The 19467-nt window shown below is 65.8% G+C and carries 17 protein-coding genes; 3 read left to right on the top strand and 14 right to left on the bottom strand.

The features are described from left to right. Window positions 1-7: 7 nt before the first annotated feature. From EXZ48_RS04580 to EXZ48_RS04545, 8 genes are all read right to left on the bottom strand, one after another. Entirely contained in the window at window positions 8-1255 is a 1248-nt protein-coding gene (locus tag EXZ48_RS04580) for a D-amino acid dehydrogenase (RefSeq protein WP_130514474.1), read from the bottom strand. Window positions 1256-1378: 123 nt separating this feature from the next. After that, entirely contained in the window at window positions 1379-2395 is a 1017-nt protein-coding gene (locus EXZ48_RS04575; protein WP_130514473.1) for a C45 family autoproteolytic acyltransferase/hydolase, read from the bottom strand. A 6-nt stretch (window positions 2396-2401) separates the two neighbouring features. Then, on the bottom strand, window positions 2402-3856 hold the full coding sequence (locus EXZ48_RS04570; RefSeq protein ID WP_050744987.1) for a biotin carboxylase: 1455 nt from the start codon (window positions 3854-3856) through the stop codon (window positions 2402-2404). A gap of 118 nt (window positions 3857-3974) precedes the next feature. Next, a complete protein-coding gene (locus EXZ48_RS04565) occupies window positions 3975-5420 on the bottom strand; it encodes an aldehyde dehydrogenase family protein (RefSeq protein WP_130514472.1) in 1446 nt (481 codons plus the stop codon). A 10-nt stretch (window positions 5421-5430) separates the two neighbouring features. Further along, window positions 5431-7053 (bottom strand): 5-guanidino-2-oxopentanoate decarboxylase, encoded by a 1623-nt coding sequence (locus tag EXZ48_RS04560; RefSeq protein WP_130514471.1) that lies wholly within the window; start codon window positions 7051-7053, stop codon window positions 5431-5433. Window positions 7054-7055: 2 nt separating this feature from the next. Next, window positions 7056-8009 carry an agmatinase gene (gene speB / locus EXZ48_RS04555; protein WP_023517217.1) on the bottom strand — a complete coding sequence of 318 codons (954 nt, stop codon included), beginning with the start codon at window positions 8007-8009 and terminating at the stop codon, window positions 7056-7058. Window positions 8010-8106: 97 nt separating this feature from the next. Then, complete coding sequence (locus EXZ48_RS04550) at window positions 8107-8979, bottom strand: universal stress protein (RefSeq protein WP_023517218.1); 873 nt, start codon at window positions 8977-8979, stop codon at window positions 8107-8109. Continuing rightward, on the bottom strand, window positions 8976-10469 hold the full coding sequence (locus tag EXZ48_RS04545) for an APC family permease (RefSeq protein ID WP_130514470.1): 1494 nt from the start codon (window positions 10467-10469) through the stop codon (window positions 8976-8978). The genes EXZ48_RS04550 and EXZ48_RS04545 overlap by 4 nt, the downstream gene beginning before the upstream one ends. Window positions 10470-10748: 279 nt before the next feature. Between EXZ48_RS04545 and EXZ48_RS04540 the strand changes: the two genes are divergently transcribed. Continuing rightward, a complete protein-coding gene (locus tag EXZ48_RS04540) occupies window positions 10749-11291 on the top strand; it encodes an Lrp/AsnC family transcriptional regulator (RefSeq protein ID WP_023515030.1) in 543 nt (180 codons plus the stop codon). Window positions 11292-11311: 20 nt separating this feature from the next. Next, entirely contained in the window at window positions 11312-12223 is a 912-nt protein-coding gene (locus EXZ48_RS04535) for a carbon-nitrogen hydrolase family protein (protein WP_207900359.1), read from the top strand. A gap of 27 nt (window positions 12224-12250) precedes the next feature. Here EXZ48_RS04535 and EXZ48_RS04530 read toward each other — a convergent pair whose 3' ends face one another. Genes EXZ48_RS04530 through EXZ48_RS04510 form a run of 5 tightly spaced genes read right to left on the bottom strand, consistent with a single transcriptional unit; the run spans window position 12251 to window position 17342 of the window. Next, window positions 12251-13180 (bottom strand): phosphatidate cytidylyltransferase, encoded by a 930-nt coding sequence (locus tag EXZ48_RS04530; protein WP_130514469.1) that lies wholly within the window; start codon window positions 13178-13180, stop codon window positions 12251-12253. Beyond that, window positions 13180-13833 (bottom strand): lysophospholipid acyltransferase family protein, encoded by a 654-nt coding sequence (locus EXZ48_RS04525; RefSeq protein ID WP_023515033.1) that lies wholly within the window; start codon window positions 13831-13833, stop codon window positions 13180-13182. The genes EXZ48_RS04530 and EXZ48_RS04525 overlap by 1 nt, the downstream gene beginning before the upstream one ends. Then, a complete protein-coding gene (locus tag EXZ48_RS04520; RefSeq protein ID WP_130514468.1) occupies window positions 13830-14267 on the bottom strand; it encodes a hypothetical protein in 438 nt (145 codons plus the stop codon). The genes EXZ48_RS04525 and EXZ48_RS04520 overlap by 4 nt, the downstream gene beginning before the upstream one ends. Further along, window positions 14264-15598, bottom strand: a complete 1335-nt coding sequence (locus EXZ48_RS04515; protein ID WP_130514467.1) for a phosphatase PAP2/dual specificity phosphatase family protein — start codon at window positions 15596-15598, stop codon at window positions 14264-14266. The genes EXZ48_RS04520 and EXZ48_RS04515 overlap by 4 nt, the downstream gene beginning before the upstream one ends. Before the next feature lie 7 nt (window positions 15599-15605). Beyond that, the gene (locus tag EXZ48_RS04510) at window positions 15606-17342 is read right to left on the bottom strand and encodes a bifunctional alpha/beta hydrolase/class I SAM-dependent methyltransferase (RefSeq protein ID WP_130514466.1); all 1737 of its coding nucleotides are present in this window, start codon (window positions 17340-17342) and stop codon (window positions 15606-15608) included. Between the two features lie 119 nt (window positions 17343-17461). Here EXZ48_RS04510 and EXZ48_RS04505 point away from each other — a divergent pair, with 119 nt between their 5' ends. Further along, entirely contained in the window at window positions 17462-18058 is a 597-nt protein-coding gene (locus EXZ48_RS04505; protein WP_130514465.1) for a CDP-alcohol phosphatidyltransferase family protein, read from the top strand. A gap of 3 nt (window positions 18059-18061) precedes the next feature. On the opposite strand, the gene EXZ48_RS04500 is transcribed toward EXZ48_RS04505, so the two are convergent. Next, window positions 18062-19378, bottom strand: a complete 1317-nt coding sequence (locus EXZ48_RS04500) for a replication-associated recombination protein A (protein ID WP_130514464.1) — start codon at window positions 19376-19378, stop codon at window positions 18062-18064. Between the last annotated feature and the right edge of the window lie 89 nt (window positions 19379-19467).

Here is a 19467-nt window from a genome sequence, read left to right as displayed (position 1 = left end):
TAAAGGCTCAATTCCGATAGAGCAGCCCCGCCGTGTCGATGTCGGGCCTGCGGCCGGAGACGAGGTCGGAGACAAGCTTTCCCGAGCCGCAGGCCATGGTCCAGCCGACATGGCCGTGGCCGGTATTCAGGAAGAGGTTTTCGTAGCGTGCCCGACCATGCACCGGCACGGAGCCCGGCATCATGGGCCTGAGGCCCGACCAGAGCACGGCCTTCGTCTCGTCGATGGCGCCGGGGAAGAGGTCGTGCGCCGTCCGGAACATGGTTTTGAAGTCGGCGGGCTCGAACGAGCGGTCGTAGCCGGCGAATTCGGCGGTGGAGGCAAGACGCAGACGGTTGCCGAGGCGCGAATAGGCGATCAGCCGGTCCTCGTCGACGCCGCCCATGGTCGGGCCCTTGTCCGCATCGATCGGGAGCGTCGCGGTATACCCTTTGACGGGATAGACGGGCACGTCGATCCCGATCTTGCGGGCGAGCAGTGAACTCTCGGGGCCAAGCGACAACACGACCGCGTCGCAGGCGACCGGCCCCTTGTCGGTCAGCACGGCCCCGACCCTGTTGCCCTGCACATCCAGTCCGGTGACAACCGTGTTGAAGCGAAAGTCGACGCCATGGCGCACCCGCGCCTGCTCGGCAAGGCTGCAGGTGAAGAGCGAGGAGTCGCCCGTCTGGTCCATCGACGAATAGACGCCGCCGGCAAGCTGGTGTTTGACGGCGGCAAGGCCGGGCTCCAGCGCCACCAGCCGCTCGCGATCGACCACTTCGATCGCAAGGCCGCGGTCGGCGATGTATTGCATGTGTTTTGCGCCGGCATCCATGCTCTGCTGCGAGCGGTAGAAATAGAGGATGCCCTTGCGCCGGTCGTCGTAGGAGATACCGGTTTCCTGCTGCAGCGCGTTGATGCACTCGCGGGCATAGAAGGCCAGCCGCAGCTTGACTTCGGTATTGGCATGGGCGCGCGATTGCGTGCACTGCATGAGGAAGCGCAGGCACCAGGAGATGAACTGCGGATCGAGGCTGAAGCGCACCTTGATGCCGAGATCGGAGCGGAACAGCGATTTGATGAAGGTGGTGAGCGCGGCGGGCGAGGCCCAGGCGGTGGAATCGCCCGGCGAAACGAGGCCGGCATTGCTCTGGCTGGTGCCGCGCGCCACGTCCTCGTGGCGCTCCAGCACGGTCACGTCATGGCCGTCCTTCGACAGATACCATGCCGCCGCCGTGCCGACGACGCCGGCCCCCAGAACGACTACTTTCATGATGCTCCCCTCAACCCGAGAACGTTCCGCTTTTCCTCGTCTTGCGAAACGGGTCCGGCCTTTTGTTCTTGTTTCCACGCAATTCCGGACGCAAAACCGCTCACACTTTTGCTGAAATTGCTCCTAACTGCTGACCGCGCCCTGCTTGAAGGTTGGCGCGAAGCCGCCGGAATCCCCGTCGTTGAAACGGATGATGCGCACCTCGTCGTGGAATTCGGCGCAGGATTGCCGCCAGACCGCGCCGGGCCAGACCAGCTCCACCGAAGCATCGAGCGGCCGGTAGACGGCCGTGTAGAGCGTGCCGTAGCCGCGCCCGTAGGACGTCTGGTAGACCGGCGGGCGCAGGAAGCCGGACAGCACCTTTTCGACATCCGCCGATCCCGCCAGCGACTTTTCCAGCGCCGCCTCGCGCTCCACCGATTTGGTGGTCTCGGCATGGCGGGCCCATTCGACGCCGTGCTGGTGATTGGTGCTGACGCGCCGCTCCACCACTTCGGCCGGGCGATCCGGATTGACATAGACCGTCGCGTGGTTGTCCTGCCGGTCGATGACGGCGATCGAATAGGACATGTGCACGGGAATGCGCTGGAGCATCGCCACCGCTTCCGCCGTGGTGCTGGCGAATTCCAGGACGTAGCGCAGCACGACCGGGATGCCGAAACCCTGCCCCGCGGCGGTGCGCCCGCCGAAGGAGAGCGAGACCGCCAACCCATCCTCGTTGATGCCGTCGAGCACGCCCCACAGGCAATCGACCACCGCCACCACCCGCTTGTTGTAGCGGGAGGCGAGCCAGGTGCCTTCGAGCAGGCGCGGGCTGTAGTCGTAGTTGCGGATCAGCGCCGGTTCCTGACCGGTGACGATCGCCTGCGAACAGCCGCCGACATAGAAGGGCGGGCACCACATGGAGAGGAACCGCGCCTCAAGGTCGCCGCCGCCGGCCGCCTCAACGATCGCCTCGTAGGTCGGCAGCAGCTCCGGCATGTGGCTGCGCAGCGCCTTGAGGCTCATGAAGTAGGTCGGGCGCGAACGAACCCCGTCGCGCACGAACCAGCGGCTGTAGGCGTGCCAATGACGATCGAACACCCGGCGCCATTTCGGGCCGGGCCTGTCTTCGTCGATGGCTTCAAACTGGAGGTCCATGGCACCCTACAGGATCTTGAACGAGCCGGCTTCCGGCGCTTCGTCCCGCTGGATCTCGGTGAGCGGCTTGCTGGCATAAAGGCGCTTGATGCCCTTGATCCAGTTGCTGGCGCGTTCGTTCAGCTCGAACTCGTCGTTCATCACCCGCCCGCGCGTGATGAGGATGCCGAGGTCGGCGCCCTCGTAGCGGTAGTCGCCGGGACCGGTGATGCGCAGGAAGAACGCCTCCTCGTCGCTCTCGATCGCCTGGCGGTGATAGTCGAAGCGATCATAGGACACGCTGCCGTCCGGCGCCATGCGGTAGATGCCCGACGACGGCGCATGGGTGACGATGTCGACAAGGTCTTCGGTGGATTTGATCACCACCTGTGCCCAGGAATCGATGAACTCTTTCCGCGCCCACCGGTCGTTCAGCTCCTCGACGTCGATCTTGTAGTCGATGCCCGAAAACTCCATCAGGTGGAACAGGAAGAGCGGCGCATCGGCATAGGCGAAGGCGGCGTGGTTGGTCATGGAGCTGGCGCCGCAGATGCGCGGGTTGAGTTCGCCGAGATAGACCTCGTTGTCCTCGACGTCGATGAGGAAATCGAGGTCGAAATAGCCGCGATAGCCTTCCTCGCGAAGCTGGTTGCCGAAGCGGTAGGCCATGTCGCGCGCCTTGGCCCGGATTTTTTCCGAAAACGCGCCCGGAAAGATCTCGTTGCCGCACCAGCCGCCCTTGTAGGGCGTCAGCGCCGGCTGGCCGACGACTTCCGTCAGGAGCGGGCCGACGAGCGTGCCGGATGCCGTCGTGCAGGCCTCCATGGTCGCGCCGCGGCACTTGATGCGCTTCATGATCTTGACTTCGTCTTCCGCCGAGATCTCCGCGGCGTGACGGTTGTAGTCCTCCTCGCTCGCGATGAAGAAGGTGGTGTGGCCGCTGTCACCGAAAGCGGTCTGCACGACGAGGTCTTTGCCGATGCCGGCTTTCTTCGCTGACTCCAGCAGCTCCTCATAGGTGCGCGCGGGGGCGAGCGTGTTCGGCACGGAGGGCACGTCGGCCTTGTTGCCGATGCGCACGGTCTCCATCTTGTTGTCGCAGCGCTGGCGCAGTTTTGCCCTGGGGAACCAGATCTCGATGCCGAGTTCCTTGCAGATTTCTTCCGTCGTCTCGTCGAACATCAGGAAGGTGGCGACGGCACGGCCACCGCGTTTCGTGATGTAGTCGATGACTTCCTTGTGCTGCAGCAGGTAGTTGTTGATGTCCTCGATGCTCTCGAATTCGGCATGTGGGATTTCGGAGGGGACGAAGACGTTCGGATGGCGGCCGTCGAAGCAGTCGATATAGCTGACGAACTTGAAGTTCCGCACCCATTCGTCGATGCCGATCAGGTTGAAGTTCGTCGCCGAGATGAAATAGATCGGACGTTCATTGCGATGCATGACGACGCGCAGGTCGGCAACGTTGCGAATGGTTTCCATGATGTACCCCTCATGTTTCCTGGAACGTTTTTGGCGCTTGTCGCGCTTCTTTTGTTTCTTCTCGTCTTTCTTCCGATCTTTCTTCTTTTTCGACATGCCCCCCGGTCCGTCGTTGCGGTTAACGTTTCAAGCGTGACGTGACGTGTTTGACTTCAAGGTAGGACGACATGCCCCAGGGCCCGAGCTCGCGGCCGATGCCGCTCGCCTTGAAACCGCCCCAGGACGTTTGCACGAAAATCGCCTGCGGGCTGTTGATCCAGACGTGACCGGCCTCGATGGCGTTTGCCACGCGGTTCGCCTGCACGTCGTCGCCGCTGACAACGGTGGCGACGAGGCCGAAGTCGCAGTCGTTGGCGAGTGCGATCGCCTCCTCTTCGCTCTCGAAAGTGCGGATGCAGAGCACCGGCCCGAATATCTCCTCGCGCCAGAGCGCGCTGGTCGTCGGCACGTCGCCGAAAATCGTCGGCTCGACGAACCAGCCGTCACCGGCCGCGGCCGGCTTTCCGCCGCCCGCAAGCAATGTCAGGCCCTCGGCCTTGCCGCGTTCGATGTAGGAAAGCACCTTGTCGTGCTGCGCCTTCATGGTGATCGGACCGATCGTCGTCCCCTCGTCCAGCGGATCTCCGGGGTTCAGCGCCCAGCTTCCGGCGATTATGGCGTCTATTAGCTTCGGCGCAATCGATCTTTCCACCAGAAGGCGCGATGTCGCCGAGCACACCTGCCCGGCATTGAAAAAGATGCCGCCGAGCACGCAGTCCACCGCCTCGTCGAAATCCGCATTGGCGAAGACCACGATGGGCGATTTGCCGCCGAGCTCCAGGCTGACCGATTTGACGCCCGGCGCGCCGGCCGCCATGACGCGGGCGCCGACGGCGTTCGAACCGGTGAAGGATATTTTGGCGACATCCGGATGCGTCGTCATCGGCGCGCCGACGCGCTCGCCGGTGCCGGTGATGATGTTGAGCACGCCGGGCGGCAGGCCCACGTCCTCGGCAATCGCGCCGAGTTCCAGCTCCACGACAGGCGTGATCTCCGAGGGTTTCAGCACCACCGTGCAGCCTGCGGCAAGCGCCGGCGCGACCTTCCAGGAGGTCGTCACGAGGGGAAAATTCCACGGCACGATGAGGCTTGCCACACCCGCCGGCTCCTGCCGCAGCCGGGCGTGAAAACCGTCGTCGGGCAGCGCGACATCCGCGTCCTGCCTCTCCTGCAAGGCGATGGCCTGCTCGGCATAATAGGCGAAGGAGGCGGCCGCATCGGCCATGTCGATGCGCGCCTCGCCAAGCGGCTTGCCGTTGTTGCGGGAGGAAAGGCGCGTCAGCTCTTCGGCGCGCTCGGTCAACCGTGCGGCGATGGCCGCGAGATAACGGGCACGTCCCCGCCCGCCGGCATCGCGCCAGGCGGGGAACGCGGCCTTCGCGGCGGCAACAGCCTTGTCCACATCCGCCGGACCACCGGCGGAGACCTCATGATAGACGGTGCCGCGGTAGGGATCGAAGACGGGAATGCGGCCTGGCTCGACGGGATCCTGCCAGCGACCGTCGATGAAGAGCTGGTGCCGCATCGTCGTCACCTCACGCCGTCAGGGCTGCGGCAAGCGGGGAGCCCGCCTGGATTTCGATCACGGTCGGCACCTTGCGCTTTGCCGAGGCGACAAGCTCGCTTTCCAGCTCCGCGAGCGAGGCCGGGCGCGAGGCTTCGCAGCCGAGGGCCCTGGCGAGGCCCACGAAATCGGGCGTGAAAATGTCGACGCCGATCTGCGGGATGTCGCGTTCGGCCATGAAGGCCTTGATCTCGCCGTAGCTGGTGTTGTTCCAGATGACCACGGCGGTCGCGATGCCCGCCTCCACGGCGCTCGCCAGCTCCTGCACGGAGAATTGCAGGCCGCCGTCGCCGATCAGGCAGACGGAGGGCCGGTTCGGCGCGCCGAGTTTTGCGCCGAAGGCGGCGGGCAGGCCGTAGCCGAGCGTGCCGTAGCCGGTGGAGGAATTGAAGAACGAGCGCGGCTGCGGCGCCTGGTAGAACTGGTTGACGGCATAGACCGGCTCGGTCTGGTCGCCCGCGACGGTGGCGTCGGGCAATGCCCGGGTGATGACCTCCATCAGCTTGCCATGGGTGCGGCAGGCGGGCCACAGGAAGGCCGCGACCTTGTCGCGCACGGCCTTGGCGCGCGCCGCGCTTTCGCCGGCCGGCCGCGCATCGCCGAGGGCGGCGTTGAGGCTCGCGGCGGCGAGTTTCGCATCGGCGGCGATCGGCACGTCCGCGCGCAGGCCGGTGACGATCTGCGCCGGGTCGATATCGATGCGGATCAGCGGGCCGCCGAAGGTCAGCGGTTTCGGCTCGGGATACATTTCCGTCTCGCCGAATTCCGTGCCGATGGCGAGGACCGCGTCGCTGGCGGCCAGCTCTTCCAGCAGCGGCGGCATGCTGAGATTGCCGGTCATGGTGCGCGGGTCACCCGGCTTCAGGATGCCGCGGCCGTTGATGGTCATGAAGACCGGCGCATCGAGCTTTTCGGCAATAGCGGCAATCTCGGCCGCCGCATCGGCAGCCCCGCCGCCGGCAACGATCATCGGGCGCTTTGCGGCCTTGAGGATCGCGGCGGCCTTTTCAATGGCCGCGGGATCAGCGGCGGCGCGGCCGGGCAGCGGCCATGCGTCTGCCGAAAGGTGCCGCGCCTCCGCGACGATGACGTCGAGCGGGATTTCGATATGGACCGGGCGCGGGCGCGCGGAGTTGAAGACGGTGAAAGCACGCGCCATCACCTCGGGAAGCTGCGCGGGGTCGAGCAGCGTGTGGCTGAAGGCGGCAACGCCGGAAACGAGGTTGCGCTGAGAGGGCAGCTCGTGCAGGCGGCCCTGGCCCATGGCGAGTTCGCCACGGGAATTGACCGCCGAGATGACCAGCATCGGCACGGAGTCGGCGTAAGCCTGGCCCATGGCGGTGGCGATGTTGGTCATGCCGGGGCCGGTGACGATGAAGCAGACACCCGGCTTGCCGGTCACGCGGGCATAGCCGTCGGCCATGAAGCCTGCGCCCTGCTCGTGGCGGGGCGTGATATGGCGGATGTTGGTCGCGGGCAGGCCGCGATAGAGTTCGACCGTGTGAACCCCCGGAATGCCGAAGATCAATTCAACGCCGTAGGATTCCAGGAGACGGACGAGGTATTCGCCAGTGGTCAATCGGGTGTCTGCCATTTTTATCGCCTCTGCACGCCCGGAAGGACGCAAAGCATTTCGAAGAGAAGGTTCGCCGCCGTGATCGCCGTATTGCCGGAGGGGTCATAGGGCGGAGAGACCTCGACAAGGTCGCAGCCGACAAGGTTGAGCCCCCAGCAGCCGCGGATGATTTCGAGCGCCTGGATGGTGTTGAGGCCGGCGATTTCAGGCGTACCGGTGCCGGGCGCGATCGACGGGTCGAGGCTGTCGATGTCGAAGGAGAGGTAGACCGGCCGGTCGCCCATCTGTGCGCGGACTTCCTCCATCAGCGGCGTCAGCGACTTGTGCCAGCACTCCTCCACCTGCACCACGCGGAAACCCTGTTCGCGGGACCAGTCGAAGTCGTCGGCCGCATAGCCGGTGCCACGCACGCCGATCTGGATGCAGCGCTTGGTGTCGAGCACGCCGGCTTCGACGGCGCGACGGAACGGGGTGCCATGGGCGATAGGTTCGCCGAACATGTGCTCGTTGATATCCGAATGGGCATCGACATGGATGAGGCCGACGGGGCCGTATTTTTCCGCCATCGCCCGCAGGATCGGATAGGAAAGCGTGTGATCGCCGCCGAGCGTCAGCGGGATGCAGCCGTCCTTGATGATGCCGCGATAGGCATCGGTGATGATGTCGACGCATTTCGGCAGGTTGAAGGTGTCGATGGCCACGTCGCCGATATCGGCCACCTGCAGGCTTTCGAAGGGGGCGGCACGCGAGGCCATGTTGTAGGGGCGGATCATGCAGCTCTCGGTGCGAATCTGCCGCGGCCCGAAGCGCGTGCCCGGACGGTTGGAGGTGCCGATATCCATGGGGATGCCGACGAAGCAGGCATCAAGCCCCTCGGCGGTCGGCTGCGTCGGCAGGCGCATCATGGTGGCGGGGCCGCCGAAGCGCGGCATTTCGTTGCCGCCGAGCGGCTGGTTGAAGGTTCTTGTCGTCATTTTTCTTCCTCCGGCGGGGCGTGTGTACGGGTCTTTTGCCCCACCCTGCATGGCACTCTACGAGACTTGTCCGAGCGGCTAAAATACCTCTTTTCAATTATTCTTCGCCGCGCGGCAGGATAAGGCAGGGCACCGGTGCATTGTGCACGATCTTTCGGGCATTCGAGCCGAGGAAGACGCGCAGCAGCGGCCCGAGCTTACTGGAGCCGAGCACGAGAACTTCGCCATCCTGCCAGTCGAGCGACTCGAACGCCGCCTTCCAGCTCGCCCCATCCGCGATCTCCGCGGAGAGCCCCGCCTGCCCGGCAAGCAAGGCCGTCTGCGCATCGCGCGCCTGCTCGCGCAGCACGTTGGAAACGAACTGTTCCGCATCGTAGCCGGCACCCGTCGGATACATCTGCTTGTCGCGCACCACGAAGGTGACGAGACGCAGCGGCACCGAATAGTCGTGGGCGAGCGCCGCACTGCGGGCGACGATGTCGGGCGCGGAGGACGAACCCGAATAGGCGGCGCTGAGGCGACGGATGCGGGTCTCGGGCCCGGCCGAATAGCCGTGCGGCGCCACCATGATCGGCAGATGCGCCGAACGCAGCAGTTCCGTCGTAACGCCCCCTTCGCCGAAACGGCCCAGCGGAGCCTCGCGCGCCGAGCCGAGCACGAGGCAGTCCGCACCGGTTTCCGAGGCGGCCCGGATCAGGCCCTCGCGGGCCGAGGAGGCGGAAACGGCAAGGAACTCCGCCGTGACATCGGCAGGAAGCGATGCCTTCGCTTCGGCTTGCAGCGTGGCGGTGTGCCGGGCAAGGAAGCTGCCATATTCGCCGTCGACGCGCGCCGGCGAGGGATGCCCCCAGGTATCGGGCGTCACCGTGCAGGCGACGAGCGAGGCGTTGCAGGAGCGGGCCAGCACCGCGCCGAGCGCGAGCGCCTCCTGCCCGCCCTGGTCGGCGGAAAGTCCGACGAGGATCTTCATTCCGCCGCCTCGCCGAGACCTTCAGGCTTTTCGAGCCGCGAATTGCGGGCGGAGTAGCCGAAATAGACAAGGGCGGCGATCCCCACCCAGACGCCGGTGATGGCATAGACCATCCAGCTCAGCTTGAAGATGAGATAGAGGCAGGCGGCGATGGACAGGACCGGCAGGACCGGCCCGAAGGGCACTCGGTAGCCACGCGGCATGTCCGGTTGCGTGTAACGCAGGATCAGCACGCCGGCCGACACCACCGTGAAGGCGGTGAGCGTGCCCATGCTCGTCAGGTCCCAGAGCAGGCCAGACGGCACGAAGGCGGCGATCAGCGAGACGAAGACGGCGACGATGATCGTGCAGGCGACCGGCGTCATGCTGCGCGGATCGACCCGGTGGAAGATCGAGGGCAGAAGGCCGTCGCGCGAGACCGCAAAGAGAATGCGCGACTGGCCGTAGAGCACGATCAGCGTCACCGAGAAGATCGAGATGACGGCGCCGGCGGCCAGAAGATTCGCCGGCCAGGTGGAGCCGGTGATGTTCTGCAGGATCGTGGCAAGGCCCGCTTCCTGTCCCTCGAAGGCGCTTGCCGGCTGCACGCCGAGCGCGGCGAAGGCGACGAGCACATAGAAGGCGGTGACGATGACGAGCGCCGAGATGATGGCGATCGGCAGGTTGCGCCGCGGATTGACCACCTCCTCGCCCGCCGTCGAGACGGCGTCGAGGCCGACGAAGGTGAAGAAGATCGACGCCGCCGCCGCCTGCACCCCGTTGAAACCGCTGTCGTTGAAGAAGGGCGTGAAGTTCGCGCTGTTGAAGGCGCTGCCGGCGATCACAATGAAGAGCGTGAGCACGGCAAGCTTGACCAGCACCATGATGGCGTTGGCGCGGGCCGATTCCTTGGCGCCGCGCAAAAGCAGGATGCAGCACAGCATGACGAGGATGACGGCCGGCAGGTTGATGAGGCCGAAGCCTTCGGCAAAGAAGGCCATGGCAAAGGGATGGTCGCCGTCGACGACGGTGATCGGCCCCTTGATCATCCAGCCCGGCAGCACGATGCCAGTGACGTTGGCGAGCAGCTTTTCGACATATTCGGCCCAGCCCACCGCCACCGCGGCAGCGGAAATGCCGTACTCCAGCACAAGACAGGCGGCGACGAAGAAGGCGATGCCCTCGCCGAGCGTCGCATAGGCGTAGGAGTAGGACGAGCCCGAGACCGGGATCATCGAACTCATCTCCGCATAGCAGAGCGCCGAAAGCCCGGCCGCGACCGCCGCGATGACGAAAGCAATGACGACGGCGGGGCCTGCCACCGGCACCTGCTCGCTCAGCACGAAGAAGATACCCGTGCCGATCGTCGCGCCGACGCCGAACATGATCAACTGGAACAGCGTGATCGAGCGGCCGAGATGGCCATGCCCGTCGCCCCCGCCCGACGTATCCGCTACAAGCCGATCGACCGGCTTCTTGCGCGTGATCTGCTCAAAGATAGATGATGCCATCGTCCTCCCCTCCGATGTCTCCTCACATGCCAGAACTGTAGCGGCGGATGCGGCAAAGGTGCTGCCGTATTTCGATCCTCTTGCGACACTTGCTGCTGCCTGGCCCATCCCTGGCGACAGTTTTTATCGCGTGGCCGGAGCAAGGTTTGCCGGCCGGGAAATGCGCGCACGGGGGCCAGCTTGACAGGGTCGGGCCAAAAGTATCCATATGGCCAGGGCCGCCAGGCCACGCTCATCATGAGACAGCATGGCCCGGTCCGTGCAGCAGGGGGCGAATGAATGAAGGACGAAGACGGGTCGATCCGGCTCGATCAGATCGACTTGCGGATTCTGGCCTGTCTGCAGGCCAATGCACGCATGACCAACCAGGAACTGGCCGATGAGGTGGGGCTATCGCCAAGCCCCTGCCTGCAGCGGGTAAAGCGGCTGGAGAAGGCCGGCGTCATCAACAGCTACCATGCCAGCATCGACCTAGCAAAAGTGTGCCGGCATGTGGACGTCATCGCCGCGGTCACCCTGAACAGCCACGGGCTCGAGGATTTCCAGATCTTCGAACAGATGGTCGAGGACATGCGCTACGTGGTGGAATGCACCAAGGTCAGCGGCCCGATCGATTATCTCGTGCGCTTCGTCTGCCCCGACATCGCCTCCTACCAGATGCTGTCGGACGAGCTTTTGCGGCTCGGCCCCAAGATCGGCAATCTTTCCAGCTATATCGTGCTGAAATCCAGCAAGCCCTACCGCGGCGTGGCCTTCGACGACCTGGTGTCGCCCTCGCCGCGCGGCGTGACGACGCGGCCGGCCGCGCGCACGGGCAAGTAGTTCAAGCGAGATCGTCCCCCATGTCAGCCTCTTCCCTCGAAGCCAATGCAATGCTGCCGTCCGGCGGCCGGCGGGACAATTCCCGTTTCCTGATATCCGGCATCCAGATGCCGGTGCCGATCGGCGGCCGCAACATTCCGGCCATGACGATCCAGGTGGAAAAGACCATGGCGCTCTATCCGGGCACCGACATGATCGTCTTTTCGGAACTCGCCATGCACGGGCCGCTGCATGCCTGCGCGGCGGAGGATCCTGCCGTCGACGAAGCCGCCTTCCAGGCGCTTGCCGCCAAGCACCGTGTCTGGATCATACCGGGCAGCTACTTCGCGCACCGCGAAGGCCGGACCTACAACCATTCCATCGTGATCAACCCGGATGGGGAGATCGTCGGGCGCTACGACAAGATGTTCCCCTTCATGCCTTTCGAGGCTGGGGTCACGGGCGGCACCGACTTCCTGATCTTCGACGTGCCCGATGTCGGCCGCTTCGGCCTGTCCATCTGCTACGATATCTGGTTCCCGGAAACGACGCGCACGCTGACCTCGGCAGGCGTGGAAGTGCTCCTCCATCCTGTCCTCACGGGCACGACCGACCGCAAGGCGGAGCTGGCCATCGTGCAGGCCACGGCAGTGATGTTCTCCTGCTACGTGATCGACGTGAACGGGCTCGATGCCGGCGGCGTCGGCCGTTCGCTGGTCGCCGACCCGACAGGCAATGTCGTGCACCAGTGCGGGCAGGTCGCGGAGATCTTTCCGATCAATGTCGATCTCGGCCTGGTGCGCCAGGTGCGCGCCGAAGGCGCCAACGGGCTCGGCCAGGTGCTGAAATCCTACCGCGACCGCAATGTCGCCTTCGGCACCTATGAGAACGGCGGCGCCTCGGCCTATCTCGACAGCCTCGGCCCGCTGACCCCTATGGCAAAACGGCGGTAACCGCCGCGCCCTTTTGCCGGGATCGTTTCAGGTCCACGCGTACCGGACAATGTGGAAGAAGACCGGCGCGGCGAAGACGAGGCTGTCGGCGCGGTCGAGCATGCCGCCATGGCCCTCGATCATGTGGCCCCAGTCCTTCACCCCGCGGTCGCGCTTGATGGCGGAAGCGACGAGGCCGCCGAAGAAGCCCATGATGCAGGCGAGCGCGGCGAGCGCCCCCGCTTCGAGCGGCGAGAACGGCGTCAGCCAGTAGAGCCCGGCCCCGAGCAGCGAGGCGCTGCCAATGCCGCCGATCAGCCCCTCCCAGGTCTTTGACGGCGAGATGCTCGGCGCGACCTTGTGCCGACCGAAAAGCTTCCCAAAAATGTACTGCAGCACGTCGCTGCCCTGCACGGTAGCGATGAGGAAGGCGATGAGCAGCAGGCCCCGGCCCTCGTTGCCGGGAATGGGCAGCGTCACCAGCGCCGGCACATGGCTGATGCAGTAGACCGAGAGCATGATGCCCCATTGCTGTTCGCTGACCCGTTCGAGGAAGCGGGACGTATCACCACGCAGGGCCGTCAGCGCCGGCATGGCGAGGAAGCAGTAGACGGGGACGAAGATCGAATAGAGCCCGTACCAGTCGATCCAGATCAGGTAATACTGCACCGGCACGATGATCAGGAACATGCCGAGCAGCGTCCACCGATCGGCATGGCGGGTGTTGGTAAGCGTGACGTATTCGCGCAGCGCCGCGAAGGAAACGAAGGCGAAGAGCAGGATCACGCCGCCCGTGCCGAACAGGAAGGCGACGCTGATACCCGCGACCATGATCCACCAGGCCTTGATGCGTGCATTGAGGTTTTCGAGCGTCGCCGGCAGCGGCTTTTCACTGCGCCAGGAGAGCACGCCCGCAACGAGGCTCGCAATGACGAGCACGGAGACGAGGCCGAGGAAAAGACGCGTGTCGTCGCTCATCAACGGGTTCCATCCTTTCGGGGCGCAAGGGCGAGAAGCGCTTCGCGGGCGCGATCAAGGAAAACTTTCCGCTCCTCCCCCGCCTGAAGCACCAGCGGGGCGCCGAAGACGACGCGGCAGAGCAGCGGAACCGGCAGGAGCGCGCCCTTCGGCAGGACACGCGACATGTTCTCGATCCAGCAGGGTACCAGTTCGATATCCGGGCGAAGCGCCGCAAGATTGTAGAGGCCCGAGCGGAAGCGCAGCAGCGGCTCCTCCGTCATGTTGCGCGTGCCCTCGGGGAAGAAGATCAGGGATTGCCCCTTGTCCAGGGCGGCGAGCATCACCTGCATCGGGTCGGCGGTGCGTTCCACCCAGTTGCGCTCCACGAGCACCGTGCGCAGCATCTTGCCCGAAATGAAGCGGCGGACCGGGCCGGCATTCCAGTAGTCCGCCCCCGCAACCGCGGCGGTTCGGCGTCGTTCGGCAAAGGGCAGGCAGGTGGAGATCAGGATGAAATCGCCGTGGCTTGCATGGTTGGCGAAATAGATGCGCTGCCGGCCATAGGGCGCCGAGCCCGCCCAGATCGGCCGCACGCCGGTGACCGCCCGCGAAAGCCCCGCAAGCGCCGCCCCGGACACGCTCTGCAAAAGCGATACGCCGCTCACGCTCATGCCCCGCCTCCCTCCATCCCGTCGAGGAGCAGGACGAAGTAGAGTGTGATGGCGATCAGCAATGCGATCCGCTGCAGCCAGAGGAGCCGTCGGCATCCCTGCAGACGCTCCGGCAGCGTTGCCGAAACGCTCCCCCTGGCGCGAAGCCCCATGCGCGCCAGCACGTCGTCGATGGCAGCAAGCCCTGCCGTTTCCCCGTCATGGGAGGCGGCGAGCCGGAAGAGCGCGGCGTCGAACAGAAGATGCACCGAAAGTGCCAGCGGCACGAGGCAGAAGGCGAGCAGCAGCCCCCAGGCGAGCGGCCCGGTAAAACCGTGGGCGCCGGCCGTCGGCGGCGCCACGGCGAGGATCAGCAAAGCCGTTGCCCCGCCGGCAAGGCCGTTGCGCCGAAGGCGCCGGACGGCATCTGCAACAACCGTCTGCCAGTCCGTCATCGCGCCGCCTCCTCGATCGCGGCATAGGTTTCCAGCGCAAGATGCACCGGCCGGCCCTTCGCCCGGATCTGGGCGACCGCCGCCGCTGCCGTGGTGGCAAAGCCGGTCCGCATCAGGATACAGGCAGCGACGAGCGCGCTGCGCTGGAAGCCGAGCGCGCAGCAGACAAGGACCGGCCCATGCCGCCCCGCCTCCTCGACGGCGAGCGCCGCCTCGCGGATCCGGGCGGCGGAGACGGGCAGCAGGTCGAGCGTCGGGAAAGCACGCCAGGAAAGGCCGGGAACGACAAGGCCCGGCCTTTCCGCCGTCATATCCACAACGGCGGCATAAGTGGAAAGTGAGCGTTGCGACGGCACCCGGCCGAGGAAAACGCCGTCGGCGATCTCGACGGCATCGGGCAGGCGCCGCGTCCACCACCAGACATTCGCCCGCACGCCCAGCCTGTAGGGCATCAGCAGCCAGCGGCTCGCCAGGCTGATGTGGCCATCGGCCCGCTTCTGGAACACATCCGGCCCCGCACCGGCATAGGCGAGCGCGACGAGGGCGAGCGCAAGTGCCGGCCAGAGCAGCAGCAGGCCCGCCCCTGAATCGAACGTCGTCCACACGGCGAGGAACAGGAAAACGAGCGCGCCGGCGGCATAACAGACGGCGAGTCGCCGCGCCTTCGTATCGAGCGTCAGGCGGAACCCTGCCAGCGGCGACGGCCGGCCGGCCGGGAACAGCCAGAGGGCAAAGAGGCCGAGCAGCGCACCCGTCGGGATATCGATGCTGTGATGTTGCCAGGTCGTGAGAACGGAGATGCCGATCAGGAAGCTCCAGACGTGCCAGAGTGCCAGCATCGCCCCGCGCAACCGCAGGCGCCAATGTTCCCAGATGATCACCAGCAGGGCGATATGCAGCGAGGGCGCCTGGTTGAACGGCTTGTCGAAGCCGCCGAGCACGTCGAACAGGAAACCCGGCAGCCCCTGCGTCTCCGGCCGCACGAAGATCGCCTGTAGCGGAAAGGCGATGAAGCAGAGGACGGCGACGACCTGCGCCGTAAGATAACGCCGCGCCAGCCGGCCGACCTCCGCCGGCGTCTCGTTGACGAAGAGCGAGAGCGCATAAAAGGCGTTGATCGACCAATAGGGCAGGATCGTCCAGGCGAGGAAGGGGATGTGCCGCTCCCAGCCGAAAGCGAGATTTGGCACATCCGCCTGCTGCGCGGCCAGCCAGTTGGAGAAACCGTAGGTCAGGTAGAAGAACGGTGCCAGGAAGGCGAGCCACAGCGCCGCAGCGCGAAAAACCGCGCGGCGATCGACGGCAACGACAGATGCGACGCCCTCCCCCATGATCGCCTCAGATACGCTCGGCCAGCGAGACGGTGAAGATGCCCCACTTGTCGATGCGTTGCTCGACCTTGCGGAAACCCGCCGCGGCCACCAGCTGGTCCATTTCCTGCTGGGTGCGCCGCCGCATGATCCACGCCTCGCCGCCGCGATGCGAGGTCAGCGCCCGGGCGATCATCTCGAGCTGCGGATGCCAGGGCTGGCCGGTATAGAGGAGCAGCGCCCCCGGCTCCATCGCCCGGGCGAGCCCGGCCAGCGAGGCCTCGATCAGGGCATTGTCCGGGAAGAGCTCGTAGAGGCCGGAGACGATCGCGAGCGTCGGCTGCGGGGTGATCGCGGCAAGCCCTTCGGTGTCGAAGGCATCGGCCCGGTGGAATTCCGCCACCTCCCTCAGGTCGCGCTCGGCGATCAGCGCCGCGCCCTTGTCCACGTTGATCGGCGAATAGTCCTGCAGGCGGATGCTCTCCGGCTTGGCTTCGGATCCCGCAACCGCGTCGAGCACGTAGCGCCCGTGGCCGGCGGCGATGTCGAGCACACGCAGCGGCCGCCCCTCGGCCTTCAGGCGTGCCAGCGCCTTGCCGATCAGCTCTTCCAGATGGACCTTGCGCTGGCGGATGCCGCGCCAGCCGATCGCATCGAGGAATTGCCGGTCGATCAGCCGCCCGCCGGGGCCGAGACCGCGGGCCTCGTCCTCATAGACATAGTCGAGCGTGGAACCGGAATCGAAGCCGGTGCGCACGCCCGTCTCTATGCCCTTGGAAAAAAGGCTCCCGAGGCGGATCGAGCCCCGCGTCAGTGCCCAGTAGAGCCCGCGCGGGGAGAGCAGCGACAAGGGTGTCGCCAGCCGGTCGGCCTCGTCGCGGGTGTAGCCGGAAAGATGCGCACGCCGCAGGTCGGCCACCACGGGCGGTTCGGCGAAACGCTGGAGGAGGAAGATCCGCACCTTTTCAAGCGCCTTGGCCCGGTCCCGCTCGCCGAGCGTGTCGTGGTAGAAGCCGGGCAGCACATGGCGCTTCTTGATCGTGCTGCCGAGATTTTCGAAGAAGCGGTGCTGCGGCGCATGGCGCACGACGAAATCGCTGCCGGAAACGAGAAGCTGCGTCGGCACCGTGATGGCACGCGCATCGCCGACCACCCGGTCCGCCGCCTCGTAGAGCTCCAGGAGGATGTTGGAGGCGATGGGACGGGTGATCAGCGGATCGGCCTCGAAGGAAGCAATGCGCGCAGGATCGTGCGTCAGGAAGCGGGCCTTGACGTAGGAGTTGACGAAGAACGTGCCCTTGAGCTTCTGCCAGAGCGCGATGCCCTCCCTGGCGAAGGGCACGTAGAGTTTCACGTCGAAGGCGGGCGACGCCAGCACCAGCGCGCGGATATCCGGCGCATAGTCATGCACCCAGGTGGAAGCGAGCACCGCACCGACGCTCTGGGCGACGACGGCAATCTGGTCCATGGCAAAGCCGCCGGTCTCGCGGATGTGGCGGACGAAGCAGTCGAGATCGCGCACCGAATGGGCGAAGGACGGCGAATGGCCGCGCTCGCCGGGGGACCGGCCATGGCCACGCGCATCCCACGCGTAGAAGGCGAAGTCGTCGAGCCCGAGCTCCTCGGCGATATGCGCCACCCGGCCGCTGTGCTCATGGCCGCGGTGCAAAAGCACGATCGCGCCTTTCGCCGTGCCGGAACGGGCGGGCCAGGCACGGTAGAAAAGCTCCACGCCGTCATGGCTCGCAAAGGCGGATTCGATCATGCTGTCATCTCTCCTGTAGAAACCTCAGCACCTATACGGATGAGGACGCATGTTTGCAGTTGATTTCATACGATTTGCATCCTCTTTTGTGGCACGCAATCGAGCGGATTCGAGCTGACATGTCGATCTATAAACTGAAATCGTCCTTCCAGAACCTGCTTCGCCCCCTGGTGGGACGGCTGGCGGCCATGGGCGTCACGGCAAATCAGGTAACACTGATCACCGCGATCGTCTCGGTGGGGATCGGCGCGCTGCTTCTCGTCAATCCGGCACCCGCCCTTTTCGCGCTCGTTCCGGTCTGGATGCTGTTGCGCATGGGGCTCAACGCCATCGACGGCATGCTCGCGCGCGAACACGGCCAGAAGAGCCCGCTCGGCGGCTATCTCAACGAGATCACCGATGTCGTCTCCGATGCCGCGCTGTACGTGCCCTTCGCGCTGGTCGCGCCCTTTTCCCTGCCGTGGTTCACCGCCATCGTCTTTCTCGCCGCACTGACGGAGTTCGCCGGCGTGCTCGGCGTCGCCCATGGCAACGGACGCAGCTACGAGGGGCCGATGGGCAAGAGCGACCGGGCCGTCCTCTTCGGGGCGCTCGGCGCGCTCGTCGCCGGTTTCGGCACGTTGCCCGCCTGGACATGGCATATCCAGCCGATGGCCTGCGTGCTGCTCGCCTGGACGGTCGTCAACCGGGTCCGGGCCGGCCTCACCGCCCCGTAGCCGTCAGCGCTTCTCGCCGAAGCGGCGTGGTGTCGGCCGGCCGGTGATCTGGTCCCAGTGCTCGTCGGCGCGCCGTTCGAAGGTTCCTGCCTCGCGGGCGTCGCTCTGGTAGAAGGCGCCGCGCGGCACCTCCGGCGCGTAAACCTGCTCGCTCCAGCCCCGTCCGTCATCATGCGGAAAGGCATAACCGACATGGCCGAGCGCCGCCGCACCCTTGTAGTGGGCGTCACGCAGGTGAAGCGGCACCGACGACGGCGCTTCCTTTGCCACATGGGCAAGTGCCAGCGAGATGCCGCGGCAGGCGGAATTCGATTTCGGCGCGCGGGCGACGTGGAGAGCGGCATGGGAGAGGATAATCTGCGCCTCGGGATAACCGATCTTCTCCACCGCATGCAACGCCGCCACCGCCGTCTGCAGCGCCGTATTGTCGGCAAGGCCGACATCCTCGGAGGCGTGGATCATGATGCGGCGCGCAATGTAGCGCGGATCCTCGCCGCCGTGGATCAGCCGGGCAAGCCAGTAGAGCGTCGCATCGGGATCGGAACCGCGCATCGACTTCACGAAGGCCGAGACGACGTCGTAGTGCGCATCGCCCGACCGGTCGTGGTTGACCGGCGCGGCGGCATAGGCCTCCTCGACCATCGCCTCGGTGATGACGACAGGTATTCCCGGAGCGTGCCCGACGGCAAGGCTTTCGAGCACCGTCAGCGCCCGCCGCGCATCGCCGCCGGACCGGCCGGCGATGCGGCGCAGCTGGGCGGGCTCCAGGCGCACCTCGATGCCGCGCGCCGCAAGATGGCGAAGACCCCGCCGCACCACCTCTTCCATCTCCTCGAGCGTCAGCGGCTCCAGTTTCAAGATGGTCGAACGGGAGATGAGTGCAGGCGTCAGCGTGTGGTAGGGATTGCCGGTCGTTGCGCCGATGAAGTCGGCGACGCCCTCTTCGCAGAGCGCGAGGAGATGGTCCTGCTGCGTCGCGCTGAAACGATGCACCTCGTCCGCAAAGAGCAGGGTCGGCCGCATGCGCGCCTCGTCGGCGATCTTGCGGATGTCGGCCACGTTGTTGTGCGCGGCGTGCAGCGGGCGGAAACTCTTGCCGAGCATGTTGCCGATGGCACGGGCGATCGACGTCTTGCCGAGGCCGGGCGGACCGTAGAGCACGATGCTGCCGAGCCTTCCGGCGGCGATGCGCCGGCGCAGCATGGTGCCCTCGCCGATGATCTTCTCCTGGCCGATCACGTCGTCCAGCGTCGCCGGGCGCAGTTCCGCGGCAAGCGGCATGACGCCGGAGCGCGGCGCAGCGTCGAAAAGATCGGTCATGGCATCCTCCGGTCTCGAACGGTCCTGTCCAACCCGGCGGCCTGACGCAAAAGCCCGCCTGCCCGGCCGGATGACGTTCGTCTATCGGC

This window comes from Shinella sp. JR1-6, from assembly GCF_004284735.1.
Lineage (GTDB): Bacteria > Pseudomonadota > Alphaproteobacteria > Rhizobiales > Rhizobiaceae > Shinella.
The sequence above is the reverse complement of the archived record's forward strand: the minus strand, read 5'-3'. Positions and strand labels throughout refer to the sequence as shown.